At 48.7% G+C, this 12,756-nt stretch carries 13 protein-coding genes and 1 pseudogene; 10 read left to right on the top strand and 4 right to left on the bottom strand.

What is annotated here, in order from left to right:
* Positions 1–72 precede the first annotated feature (72 nt).
* On the bottom strand, positions 73–1,596 hold the full coding sequence (gene pdeG / locus OGY71_RS11675; protein ID WP_063941462.1) for a cyclic di-3',5'-guanosine monophosphate phosphodiesterase PdeG: 1,524 nt from the start codon (positions 1,594–1,596) through the stop codon (positions 73–75).
* Positions 1,597–1,837: 241 nt separating this feature from the next.
* On the opposite strand from pdeG, the gene OGY71_RS11670 reads away from it, so the two are divergent.
* Complete coding sequence (locus tag OGY71_RS11670) at positions 1,838–2,110, top strand: hypothetical protein (protein WP_003832409.1); 273 nt, start codon at positions 1,838–1,840, stop codon at positions 2,108–2,110.
* An 83-nt stretch (positions 2,111–2,193) separates the two neighbouring features.
* A pseudogene (locus tag OGY71_RS11665) lies at positions 2,194–2,316 on the top strand (cytochrome b); the annotation flags it as partial.
* A gap of 60 nt (positions 2,317–2,376) precedes the next feature.
* On the opposite strand, the gene OGY71_RS11660 reads toward OGY71_RS11665, so the two are convergent.
* The 3 genes from OGY71_RS11660 to icd all read right to left on the bottom strand — a co-directional run bounded on the left by OGY71_RS11660 (position 2,377) and on the right by icd (position 4,901).
* Complete coding sequence (locus OGY71_RS11660; protein ID WP_003832408.1) at positions 2,377–2,631, bottom strand: hypothetical protein; 255 nt, start codon at positions 2,629–2,631, stop codon at positions 2,377–2,379.
* A 10-nt stretch (positions 2,632–2,641) separates the two neighbouring features.
* A complete protein-coding gene (locus OGY71_RS11655; protein ID WP_231912249.1) occupies positions 2,642–3,115 on the bottom strand; it encodes an outer membrane beta-barrel protein in 474 nt (157 codons plus the stop codon).
* A 535-nt stretch (positions 3,116–3,650) separates the two neighbouring features.
* A complete protein-coding gene (icd, locus tag OGY71_RS11650; RefSeq protein ID WP_003030769.1) occupies positions 3,651–4,901 on the bottom strand; it encodes an NADP-dependent isocitrate dehydrogenase in 1,251 nt (416 codons plus the stop codon).
* Positions 4,902–5,103: 202 nt separating this feature from the next.
* Between icd and rluE the strand changes: the two genes are divergently transcribed.
* The 8 genes from rluE to phoQ all read left to right on the top strand — a co-directional run bounded on the left by rluE (position 5,104) and on the right by phoQ (position 12,711).
* The gene (rluE, locus tag OGY71_RS11645) at positions 5,104–5,727 is read left to right on the top strand and encodes a 23S rRNA pseudouridine(2457) synthase RluE (protein ID WP_003832405.1); all 624 of its coding nucleotides are present in this window, start codon (positions 5,104–5,106) and stop codon (positions 5,725–5,727) included.
* A gap of 34 nt (positions 5,728–5,761) precedes the next feature.
* Positions 5,762–6,700 (top strand): hypothetical protein, encoded by a 939-nt coding sequence (locus OGY71_RS11640; RefSeq protein WP_286613341.1) that lies wholly within the window; start codon positions 5,762–5,764, stop codon positions 6,698–6,700.
* A gap of 9 nt (positions 6,701–6,709) precedes the next feature.
* Positions 6,710–7,171 (top strand): NUDIX hydrolase, encoded by a 462-nt coding sequence (locus OGY71_RS11635; RefSeq protein WP_003832403.1) that lies wholly within the window; start codon positions 6,710–6,712, stop codon positions 7,169–7,171.
* A 53-nt stretch (positions 7,172–7,224) separates the two neighbouring features.
* Positions 7,225–8,331 (top strand): tRNA 2-thiouridine(34) synthase MnmA, encoded by a 1,107-nt coding sequence (mnmA, locus tag OGY71_RS11630; protein WP_003832402.1) that lies wholly within the window; start codon positions 7,225–7,227, stop codon positions 8,329–8,331.
* A 34-nt stretch (positions 8,332–8,365) separates the two neighbouring features.
* Positions 8,366–9,007, top strand: coding sequence for a high frequency lysogenization protein HflD (gene hflD, locus OGY71_RS11625; RefSeq protein WP_003832401.1), 642 nt, complete (start codon positions 8,366–8,368; stop codon positions 9,005–9,007).
* A 3-nt stretch (positions 9,008–9,010) separates the two neighbouring features.
* Positions 9,011–10,381, top strand: a complete 1,371-nt coding sequence (gene purB, locus OGY71_RS11620; RefSeq protein ID WP_003832400.1) for an adenylosuccinate lyase — start codon at positions 9,011–9,013, stop codon at positions 10,379–10,381.
* Between the two features lie 195 nt (positions 10,382–10,576).
* Positions 10,577–11,251 carry a two-component system response regulator PhoP gene (gene phoP, locus OGY71_RS11615; RefSeq protein WP_193135038.1) on the top strand — a complete coding sequence of 225 codons (675 nt, stop codon included), beginning with the start codon at positions 10,577–10,579 and terminating at the stop codon, positions 11,249–11,251.
* Positions 11,248–12,711 carry a two-component system sensor histidine kinase PhoQ gene (gene phoQ, locus OGY71_RS11610; protein ID WP_003832291.1) on the top strand — a complete coding sequence of 488 codons (1,464 nt, stop codon included), beginning with the start codon at positions 11,248–11,250 and terminating at the stop codon, positions 12,709–12,711. The genes phoP and phoQ overlap by 4 nt, the downstream gene beginning before the upstream one ends.
* Positions 12,712–12,756: the final 45 nt, after the last annotated feature.

The following is a 12,756-nucleotide window of genomic DNA, read 5'->3' as shown; positions in this document are numbered from 1 at the left end:
AAGATAATCGTCGGATTTTTGCTACCGAAGCAGATTTCATGCTCACTTTTCATCAATTAGGTTATCTTGTATTTATTCGACAAAAACCTTCACTTTAGGCTTTGACAGCAGAATCATGACGAACTCAGTGAAGGTTACTGGTTTATAGAAATAGTACCCTTGCAGGAAAACAATGTTGTTTTTGTTGAGATAATCAAGCTGAGCCTTCGTTTCAACCCCTTCAGCAACGATGCTTAAAGACAGCTTGCGCGCCAAGTCGAGAACACAATCCAAAATTCGGGTTGAATCGGGAAGCTCATTTACCCTTCCCACAAAGCTCTGATCGATTTTAATGTAATCAATGTGCAGGTCATGCAAATAAGAAAGCCCAGAATAGCCCGTACCAAAATCATCCAGCGCAATCACAAAGCCATTCTCATGCAGGATATTGAGCCTCTGCACAAGATCTTCATCCACATCTAACGGCTCGCGCTCAGTAACTTCGATTACCAGATTGAGGTCATCGCGGTTAAAGCTATCCCTGTAATGCAGGCACTCCTGCACGAATGTAGGGGATGTGATATGGGATGCGCTGAAGTTAATGCCGACATGGAAGCCGGATGGCAGTTTGCTGGCAATGGCGTTCATGTTTTCCGCGACCTGCCTCATTAGGCTTTGAGTTAGTGGCACTATCAGGCCTGATTTTTCAGCGACGGGAATGAAGGAAGCTGGAGAGATATACCCGGCTTTTGGATGTTTCCATCGGGCCAGCACTTCAACACCGCGTAACGTCCCCTCGCGACCATTTACGATAGGTTGATAAAAAGGCACGATCTCTCCTTTTACTATCGCCCTGCGCAACGTTTCTTCAGGGGTATCGTTCTTGTTCAGATACTTATCAATGGCATAAGCGGCTGCAAAAGACATTAACAGGATAAAAACCAGAATCCCTGAACCCTGTGTAACCAGCTTTTTTGCACTAAACAGTGGCGGTTTATTATAAATAATACTGAACGGATACTTTGCGGAATTAAGTTGACCAGACGCACGTGCGCTTGTTGTAACGGTTTTCACATCGCCCAATAAACCAAGTACGTTGTCACCCACCAGCAATGAGTATGCTACTCCCTTTAACGGAACTTTCAGAGCCCCTCGAATATGCACCCCACTAATAGTGACAATAATACGACTGGTTTGAAAACGAGTTTGATACAGCAGAACAGGTATCTCATTTTCCGTATTTCTTGCGGGAGTCAGCAACAAATTTGTATCAGCAATTACGGGGATTTGCTTAAGTAAAATCCTATTCCCCGGCAATGACGTACACCAAACCTTCCCCTGCCGGATAATGATCAGCGTTCGCAAATGAGGGCGAAGTGCAGCTTCGGTTCCAAGTTGGTATTGTCCCTCCAGATCACATTTTTTTTCAGCAATATGCCTTGCGGTACGGGTTGCCTGGAAAGCTTCATCAAGTATGTTATCCATATTTTTAACGGCATATCGGGCTCCTCCAAGGGTTTCTGTCGAAGATGAATACCAAAGCTGCATATTAAGAATAAAAACACCGATCAAAAAAAGACACACCGCAGCGGTTACCGGTAAAAGTGCTTTGCGCATTCTCATGTCCTGTAGCGAAAACTGATCAGTCGTTGCGATGAGCATTGACGTGTTCTAATTTATCTCTACAGAGCATGGTAGACAGAAACAAAAGTCGCCATGCGCCCAGTCACATTTCCTCAATAACAACGTAACTTACTAATTTATTGATAAAATCATTACTGAAATTTGCAGTACAAAACCGGCGTTGCACCTCATCCAATTTTGCTATCATAGGAATGCACTAATAAGAGGTAATCAAATGAAAATCTTTATCACTGACAATGACGGGCACCTGATTCCTGTTGACGGAAAAAGCGTTGTCATCGAATTGAATAGTGGCGGAACCATCGAGATCGCCGAGGAGTACAGTCGGGACGATGTTCCTGAGGGCATTAATCTGTGGGGCGGACGAGAACCATCCCCTTCACTCTCTTTCGAGGAAATCAAAGCCAGAACAGAAGGCCTGGGAGTTTACCCCATCGCAGCCAACGCTCTGCATGTATTTCCGTACAAACTTTCATCAAAAGAATGATCGCACACAGCAGACGAAGCGTTTTTCTCAAACCAAAGTAAGGCCATGGTTATCAAAAAAACTCTGGCTTTGGGGGAAGTCAGTTCGCCGATATCTGTTACTTTCTGATTGCAGCCCATGCTGGCGCTGCATTATTTCATCACTATATACAGAAGGATAATACGCTTTTGAGAGTGATGCCTGAGCAAAACCATTTGAATAATTAATAGATGATTAAAATATTAAGAACATAAGCACTCAAGACCGTATGTGCGTGTTCTTAAATATTAATCGTCATCATGATGCTTATGTTTCTTGTGATCACTCATAGCCTCTTTGAAAGCATCCGCTTGTGTATTAGCTGCCTGCAGTCGACTCATATTAGCACTGTAATTATTCCAATATTCTTTTTCTTCGTGATAACAAACATCACGGCTAATTCCCTTCGCTTCGCACTTTGCTAAGCGTTGTTCTTCTGATACACAACCAGACATCAAGGAAACAGCAGAAAACGCAACCAATATTATCATTAATTTATTCATATAAATAACCTTAGAATGTCCAGCCGGCGCCGACTACAATACTATTAGCTTGTGCGCCAAAGACCTTAGAACCTTCATAGCCTGCATCAACAGTGAAACCTGCAATGGGGATAAACTGAATACCAGCGCCATAGGCAAAACCTGTAGAAGTGTCAGTTTCACCATTAGCTTTGATCGCACCTCTCCCAATACCCGCCATTACATAAGGTTTTACCACATCATTTACTTTATAACTTGCGCCGACTAATGCAGAACCATAACCACGATCTATATCATTATCGTCATTTGCTGAAATGGTTAAGGATGTCATAACACCAAAATCACTCTCATCTGGGGTATAACCATATTTAGCGTTAAAACCATTAAGGTTCTGTCCATCTGTCCGGGTATGTACATAACCGCCGGTGACTACGCTTTCTCCTGCATAAACTGTCATAGCAAAACATAATGTAACAGCCACTAAACCTGTTTTTAAACTTAGCATTTTAATAACCATTTTCATCATCAACTAATAGTAAGTAACACACATAATAAGGAATCATGCTTTGAGTTTTATTTCTCAAGCATGTTGCCAACAGAAAAACAGAAAGGTAAAAAAACATCAATCGGAGAAAATGTTCTTTTTTGGACATTACTAATATTCAGAATAATCAACTGTCATAACACGCTGATAAAAATGGATTTAAAATTAGAGCAAAAAAAATCTTAAAATGCTTATTCCTTTTACATATTCCCAATATTTTCCTTATTGTTAAAATGATTATTTCCCATCTGATAATCAATAAGATACAAACACCACTCAATTATAGTTAGTTCTCATACCCGAATAGAGTTAAATAAAGAAATATTGACAGCCATGGAAATTTTTATCAAAAAATAAAATTGTAATGGCAAAGATAAAAATTTGTTCTTCAGTGCTATTTAAATGAGTTTAATAGTATGAGCGCCAGGAAAGCATTTTGCAGGTAAAAAAAACGGGAACCTCTCGGCTCCCGTTCTCATACAACCCAAGATCTGGATTACATGTTTTCGATGATCGCGTCACCAAACTCTGAACATTTCAGCAGCTTAGCGCCGTCCATCAGACGTTCGAAGTCATAGGTTACGGTTTTCGCGTTAATCGCGCCTTCCATACCTTTAACAATCAGGTCAGCCGCTTCTACCCAACCCATGTGGCGTAACATCATTTCAGCAGACAGAATGATGGAACCTGGGTTCACTTTATCCTGACCTGCATACTTCGGTGCAGTACCGTGGGTTGCTTCGAACAGAGCGCATTCGTCACCAATGTTTGCACCCGGCGCGATACCAATACCACCCACCTGTGCGGCCAGCGCATCGGAGATGTAGTCACCGTTCAGGTTCATACAGGCAATCACGTCATACTCAGCCGGGCGCAGCAGGATCTGTTGCAGGAACGCATCGGCGATAACGTCCTTAACCACGATCTCTTTACCGGTTTTCGGGTTCTTGATTTTCACCCATGGACCGCCGTCGATCAGTTCACCACCGAATTCTTCACGTGCTAACTGGTAACCCCAGTCTTTGAACGCGCCTTCGGTGAACTTCATGATGTTGCCTTTGTGTACCAGGGTAACTGAATCACGATCGTTGGCGATGGCGTATTCAATCGCTGCACGCACCAGACGTTTAGTCCCTTCTTCAGAACACGGTTTGATACCAATGCCGCAATGTTCCGGGAAGCGGATTTTCTTCACGCCCATCTCTTCGCGCAGGAATTTAATCACTTTCTCAGCATCGGCAGAGTCAGCTTTCCACTCGATACCCGCGTAGATATCTTCGGAGTTTTCGCGGAAGATGACCATGTCGGTCAGTTCAGGGTGTTTAACCGGGCTTGGTGTGCCCTGATAATAACGCACCGGACGCAGGCAGACATACAGGTCAAGTTCCTGACGCAGAGCTACGTTCAGAGAGCGAATACCGCCGCCAACAGGGGTGGTCAGAGGGCCTTTAATGGCAACACGATATTCACGAATCAGATCTAAGGTTTCAGCAGGCAGCCAGACGTCCTGGCCATAAACCTGAGTGGATTTCTCGCCGGTGTAGATTTCCATCCAGGAGATTTTACGCTCGCCTTTATAGGCTTTCTCGACAGCAGCATCGACAACTTTGATCATCGGTGGGGTTACATCAACGCCGATACCGTCGCCTTCAATGAACGGGATAATCGGATTTTCAGGAACGTTGAGTTTGCCGTTTTGCAGGGTGATCTTCTTACCTTCCGCCGGAACAACTACTTTGCTTTCCATTCACCTCTCCTTCGAGCGCTTCTGGTTCTGCTCGTCTGTCATCACGCTGCATGTGCGTTTGCGTCCTGCTACACGGATGCGTTAGAGCAACTTTTTGTTAATGATTTGTAATGAGCGTGTCAATACTACCCTATTGTTCGCCGCCATGAAAGACACTCGTTCTTAGGCTATAATGCGGCAATTGATATAATCTGAAAATACCATGCAAAAAACTTCTTTTAGAAATCACCGGGTTGAGCGATTCAGCTCACGACAAGTCACTAAGCAGCGTAAAGAAAACCAGCCAAAACGCGTGGTTTTGTTCAATAAACCCTACGATGTTTTGCCACAATTTACTGACGAGGCTGGCAGAAGCACGTTAAAAGATTTTATTCCCGTGCCGGGAATTTATGCGGCGGGCCGTCTCGACCGGGACAGCGAAGGGCTTTTGGTGCTAACCAATGACGGCGCGCTGCAGGCGCGGTTAACGCAACCCGGTAAGCGTACCGGGAAAATTTATTACGTCCAGGTTGAAGGCGAGCCGACAGCAGAAGCGCTGGACGCCCTGCGTAACGGAGTAACGCTCAATGATGGTCCCACGCTACCCGCAGGCATTGAAGTAGTAGAGGAACCCGTATGGCTGTGGCCGAGAAATCCGCCGATTCGGGAACGGAAAAACATTCCCACCAGCTGGTTGAAAGTTACCTTATATGAAGGTCGCAACCGTCAGGTACGTCGTATGACAGCGCATGTTGGATTTCCTACGCTGCGCCTCATCCGCTATGCCATGGGGGATTACACGCTGGAAAATCTTGCTAACGGCGAGTGGCGGGAACTGAAATCGTAACCGTACGGTTTAACGTGAGTGTTAACAGGGAAGAATGAAAAAAATGGATAAGCAGCTTTTTGCAGCATTCATCCTGCTCGGCGCGTCACCGTTTTGTTCAGCAAAACTGGACTGTGAGACGATTGCCGGAACAGCAGCCGGAGAGGCAAACTATCTTTATGAGTCTGCCAAAGTAAAAACCGACTCACGCCTGCATTTCTATTCTGCACCAGCAACAGAGTGTCAACTCCCCGCGTTCATGGTCAATGGCGACACCGTCGAGGTGCTCAGGAGTTCACAGCGCTACAAAAGCACGGGCATGCTTTCCAAAGATGAACCTTATCGTTACGTACGTTATCGGGACGCTAAAGGAACCTTCGCCACAGGCTGGGTCTCGGTAGTTGGGTTAACGCCGTTATCCAGTCCGCTTGCAGTAAGCGCGTCTTGCCAGACATGGGCAAATAAAGCGATGTCGCAGCGCGGGTTCTTACCCTCCTCCTCCGCAAACCACTATCAGGTAACAGGAGACACCCACGCATGGTTCTATGCGATGCCAACCGAACAGTGTCGCAGCCCGTCCGTATTTTTAGTGCCCGGCGACCTCGTCTCTGTACAAGAACAATCCAACGATGATTTTATGGAAGCGGTCTATTACACCACCGATCGCCAAATCATACGCGGCTGGTTAAAAAAGTCGCAGTTACAGGCTATAAACAGCGGTGACCACTATCGCGGCGACATCAACCCGTTGTCGACAGACAAAGCAACAAGAGTCGCCACCCTTGGGCTACGTCACGACCACCAATGTATCTTTTATGAAAGCTGGAATGCTAAAAAGGCCATTGAAATTATCGTGCGCGAGGATCATCAAACCGCATTGTGCCGTGGAGGGGCCGACCCACAAACGTCACCTCCCGTGGCTTATACCAGTATCGACAAGGCCAGCGGTGAAATTAGCTGGCCTGATGTTACCGAAGGATTTGCTGAGGAATAAGGGGAAAACATGTTCAAACCGCACGTCACGGTCGCCTGCATTGTGCATGCAGAAGATAAATTCTTAGTCGTTGAAGAAACGATCAATGGCAAAGCCTTGTGGAATCAGCCTGCAGGACACCTGGAAGCCGATGAAACGCTGGTGCAAGCCGCAGCACGCGAACTGTGGGAAGAAACGGGCATTAAAGGGCAGCCGCAGCATTTCATTCGTATGCATCAATGGATTGCGCCGGACAGAACGCCCTTTTTGCGTTTTCTTTTCTCTATCGAGCTTGCCAATATGTGCGCTACAGAACCCCATGACAGCGATATAGATTGCTGTCGCTGGGTCAGCGCAGAAGAGATTTTCTCTGCGCCAAACCTGCGTTCGCCGTTGGTTGCAGAGAGTATTCGCTGTTATCAGAGCGGACAGCGCTACCCACTGGCCATGATCGGCGAATTTAACTGGCCGTTTACAGAGGGTGTCAAGTAAAGGGCTGCGTGCTAGAATATGCCGCCTTGAAGTTCAATGTCGTGAGTATTCCTATGTCTGAAAGCCCAAAAAAAGTGATCGTCGGCATGTCCGGCGGTGTCGATTCCTCCGTTTCTGCCTGGCTGTTACAACAACAGGGTTATCAGGTAGAAGGCCTGTTCATGAAGAACTGGGAAGAGGACGATGGCGAGGAATACTGCACAGCGGCCGCCGACCTTGCGGATGCGCAGGCTGTCTGTGACAAACTCGGTATTGAACTGCATACCGTCAACTTTGCCGCAGAATACTGGGACAACGTCTTTGAACTGTTCCTTGAAGAGTACAAAGCGGGCCGTACGCCGAACCCGGATATTCTGTGCAATAAAGAAATTAAGTTTAAAGCCTTCCTTGAGTTTGCCGCAGAAGATTTAGGTGCCGATTACATCGCCACCGGTCACTACGTGCGTCGCGCGGATGTCGACGGCAAAAGCCGCCTGCTGCGTGGGCTCGATGGCAATAAAGACCAGAGTTATTTCCTCTATACGCTCGGCCATGAGCAAATCGCGCAAAGCCTGTTCCCGGTCGGTGAACTGGAAAAACCGCAGGTGCGTAAAATTGCAGAAGATCTTGGTCTGATTACGGCCAAGAAAAAAGACTCCACCGGCATCTGCTTCATTGGCGAACGTAAGTTCCGCGAGTTTCTTGGTCGTTACCTGCCGGCTCAGCCAGGCAAAATCATCACCGTTGACGGCGAAGAGATTGGCCAGCATCAGGGGCTGATGTACCACACTCTGGGTCAGCGTAAAGGTCTGGGTATTGGCGGAACGAAAGAAGGGACAGAAGATCCATGGTATGTGGTGGATAAAGACGTTGAGAACAACATTCTGGTTGTCGCTCAGGGTCATGAACATCCACGTCTGATGTCCGTTGGGCTGGTGGCGCAACAGCTGCATTGGGTCGATCGCGAACCGTTCACCGGCACCATGCGCTGCACGGTGAAAACCCGCTATCGTCAGACCGACATTCCGTGCACCGTTAAGGCACTGGATGCTGAGCGTATTGAAGTCATTTTCGACGAGCCAGTCGCGGCGGTCACGCCGGGTCAGTCGGCTGTCTTTTACAATGGCGAAGTGTGCCTCGGCGGCGGCATTATCGAACAACGATTGCCTCTGCCGGTATAATTACTTACACATTTGATACAAGGAAGCAGTGAACGTGGCAAAGAATTATTATGACATCACCCTCGCCCTGGCAGGCATTTGTCAGTCGGCACGCCTGGTGCAGGAACTGGCGCACCAGGGGCATTGTGATGCCGATGCATTACACGTTTCACTGAACAGTGTCATCGACATGAATCCCAGCTCTACGCTGGGCGTGTTTGGCGGCAGCGAAGCCAATCTGCGTCTTGGCCTTGAAACGCTGCTTGGCGTACTGAACGCCAGCAGTCGTCAGGGACTGAACGCGGAACTCACCCGCTATACGCTAAGCCTGATGGTGCTGGAGCGTAAGCTGTCAGCGGCCAAGGGCGCTATGGACACGCTGGGAGACCGTATTAGCGGCTTGCAGCGCCAACTAGACCATTTTGATTTGCAGTCAGAAACGTTGATGAGTGCGATGGCTGGTATTTATGTTGACGTCATCAGCCCACTCGGCCCGCGTATTCAGGTCACGGGTTCCCCGGCCATCCTTCAGAGCCCACAAGTACAGGCTAAAGTACGCGCTTCGCTGCTGGCTGGCATCCGTGCTGCCGTGCTCTGGCATCAGGTTGGTGGAGGCCGTCTGCAACTCATGTTTTCTCGTAATCGCCTGACGACTCAGGCAAAACAAATTCTTGCTCATTTAACCCCGGAGTTGTGATCTATGGAATTATCCTCACTGACCGCCGTTTCCCCTGTCGATGGACGCTACGGCGATAAAGTCAGCGCGCTGCGCGGGATTTTCAGCGAATACGGTTTGCTGAAATTCCGCGTACAGGTTGAAGTACGCTGGCTGCAAAAACTGGCCGCGCACGCAGCGATCAAGGAAGTTCCTGCTTTTGCTGCCGACGCAATCGGTTTCCTTGATGCGATCGTCGCTAACTTCAATGAAGAAGATGCTGCGCGCATCAAAACCATTGAGCGTACGACCAACCATGATGTGAAGGCAGTTGAGTATTTCCTGAAAGAGAAAGTGGCGGATATCCCGGAACTGCACGCTGTTTCCGAATTTATCCACTTTGCGTGTACTTCAGAAGACATCAACAACCTGTCTCACGCGCTGATGTTGAAAACCGCACGCGACGAAGTGGTTCTGCCGTACTGGCGTAAGCTTATCGACGCGGTTAAAGATCTGTCTGTGCAGTATCGCGATATTCCTCTGCTCTCCCGTACCCACGGTCAGCCAGCCACCCCTTCTACGCTAGGCAAAGAAATGGCTAACGTGGCTTACCGTATGGAGCGTCAGTATCGTCAGCTCAACCAGGTTGAAATTCTTGGTAAGATCAATGGTGCAGTCGGTAACTATAACGCCCACATCGCCGCTTACCCGGAAGTTGACTGGCATCAGTTCAGCGAAGAGTTTGTCACCTCGCTGGGCATCCAGTGGAACCCGTACACCACGCAGATTGAGCCGCACGACTACATTGCCGAGCTGTTTGACTGCATCGCCCGTTTCAACACCATCCTGATCGACTTTGACCGCGATGTCTGGGGTTACGTGGCGCTGAACCATTTCAAACAGAAAACCATCGCGGGTGAAATCGGCTCTTCCACCATGCCGCACAAAGTTAACCCCATCGATTTCGAAAACTCCGAGGGTAACCTGGGTCTGTCTAACGCGGTTCTGCAGCACCTGGCGAGCAAACTGCCGGTCTCCCGCTGGCAGCGTGACCTGACTGACTCTACCGTTCTGCGTAACCTGGGCGTAGGTATTGGCTATGCGCTGATCGCGTATCAGTCCACGCTGAAAGGCGTGAGCAAACTGGAAGTGAACCGCGATCATCTGCTGGATGAACTGGATCATAACTGGGAAGTTCTGGCAGAGCCGATTCAGACCGTGATGCGTCGCTACGGTATTGAGAAGCCGTACGAGAAACTGAAAGAGCTGACCCGCGGTAAGCGCGTTGACGCCGAAGGTATGAAGCAGTTTATCGACGGTCTGGCGCTGCCGGAAGAAGAGAAAACTCGCCTGAAAGCAATGACGCCTGCCAATTATATTGGTCGCGCCATCACCATGGTTGATGAACTGAAGTAATCTGTTTGATGCCGGAGCGTGCTTGAGCCTGTTCCGGTCTTCCGTTCATATCGTAGTAAGCCGGAAAGCATCAGCGCTTCCGGCTTTTTTATTGTCCGCGAGATTATCCCTTCCCCCGGTTTATTAAATGTTTATCCCCACAGCCACATAATCAGCGTTAAACTATTCATACCATTATTTTAGGGAGAAACGATGATGCGCGTACTGGTTGTCGAGGATAATGCTTTATTACGCCACCACCTCAAGGTTCAGTTACAGGATTTAGGGCATCAGGTGGATGATGCAGAAGATGCGAAGGAAGCGGACTATTATCTGAATGAACATCTGCCGGATATCGCGATCGTTGATTTAGGACTCCCCGATGAAGATGGTTTGTCGCTGATCCGCCGCTGGCGCAGTAATGAGGTTTCGCTGCCGATTCTGGTATTAACCGCGCGCGAAGGCTGGCAGGACAAGGTGGAAGTCCTCAGCGCTGGCGCTGACGATTATGTCACCAAACCGTTTCACATCGAAGAAGTGGCTGCGCGCATGCAGGCACTGATGCGCCGCAACAGCGGTCTGGCATCGCAAATTATCTCTCTTCCGCCTTTTCAGGTGGACCTCTCTCGACGCGAGTTATCCGTCAATGATGAAGTTATCAAGCTCACTGCGTTTGAATACACCATTATGGAAACGCTCATCCGTAATAATGGCAAAGTGGTCAGTAAAGATTCGCTCATGCTGCAGCTTTATCCGGATGCCGAGCTGCGCGAAAGTCACACCATTGATGTTCTAATGGGACGTCTGCGTAAGAAAATACAGGCGCAGTATCCGGACGACGTCATCACCACCGTGCGTGGTCAGGGATATCTTTTTGAACTGCGCCAATGAATAAACTATTGCGTCATTTTTTTCCATTATCGCTGCGGTTGCGCTTTTTACTGGCAACCGCAGGCGTGGTGTTGGTGCTTTCGCTGGCCTACGGCATGGTTGCCCTGGTGGGCTACAGCGTCAGCTTTGATAAGACAACGTTCCGCCTGCTGCGGGGTGAAAGTAATCTGTTTTATACCCTGGCAAAGTGGGAAAACGGCAAGATAAACGTCGAGCTGCCTGAACATCTCGATATGCAAAGCCCAACAATGTCGCTGATCTATAACGAAAGCGGTGAATTGTTGTGGGCGCAGCGCAATGTTCCCTGGCTGACGAAAAGTATCCAACCGGACTGGCTAAAAACGAACGGTTTTCATGAAATTGAAGCCAATGTAGACGCCACCAGCACTTTACTGGGCGAAGATCACTCCGCTCAGCAGCAGTTAAAAGAAGTCAGAGAAGATGATGACGACGCCGAAATGACCCACTCCGTGGCGGTGAACGTCTACCCCGCCACAGCCAGAATGCCGCAACTGACTATTGTGGTTGTCGACACCATTCCTATAGAGCTAAAGCGCTCGTATATGGTCTGGAGCTGGTTTATTTATGTCCTGGTCGCCAATCTGTTGCTGGTCATTCCGCTGTTATGGGTGGCCGCCTGGTGGAGCCTGCGGCCAATTGAGTCGCTAGCGCGTGAAGTCCGTGAGCTTGAGGAACATCATCGTGAGATGCTAAACCCCGCCACCACACGCGAATTGACCAGCCTGGTTCGCAATCTCAATCGACTTTTAAAAAGCGAACGTGAGCGCTACGATAAATACCGCACCACGTTAACCGATCTCACCCATAGCCTGAAAACGCCACTGGCGGTACTGCAAAGTACGCTGCGCTCAATGCGTAACGAAAAGATGAACGTCAGCGACGCAGAGCCTATCATGCTGGAACAAATTAGTCGTATTTCCCAACAGATAGGCTATTACCTGCATCGCGCCAGTATGCGTGGCAGCAGTGCCCTACTCAGCCGCGAGCTGCACCCGGTCGCGCCGTTGCTGGATAAGCTCACCTCGGCGCTGAATAAAGTGTATCAGCGTAAAGGGGTCAACATTAATCTCGATATCTCACCTGAGATCAGCTTTGTGGGTGAACAGAATGACTTTGTCGAGGTGTTGGGCAACGTCCTGGATAACGCCTGTAAATATTGTCTGGAGTTTGTCGAGATTTCGGCGCAACTGTCTGAGGATCAGCTGCATATTCTGGTCGAAGACGATGGTCCTGGTATTCCGCAAAGCAAACGGGAAGTGGTGTTTGACCGTGGACAGCGCGTAGATACACTACGTCCCGGACAAGGCGTCGGTCTGGCGGTGGCGCGAGAAATCACCGAACAGTATGACGGGCAAATTATTGCTGGTGATAGCCTGCTGGGTGGAGCGCGCATGGAAGTTATTTTTGGCCGCCAGCAGCCGGGCCAGAAAGACGAGTAATCGTCGCATGTAATAAATATGTACTGACTTCACGCTTGAGGTTAA

The organism is Citrobacter sp. Cpo109, assembly GCF_030332565.1.
In the GTDB taxonomy this organism is placed as follows: domain Bacteria; phylum Pseudomonadota; class Gammaproteobacteria; order Enterobacterales; family Enterobacteriaceae; genus Citrobacter; species Citrobacter portucalensis.
The sequence above is the reverse complement of the archived record's forward strand: the minus strand, read 5'-3'. Positions and strand labels throughout refer to the sequence as shown.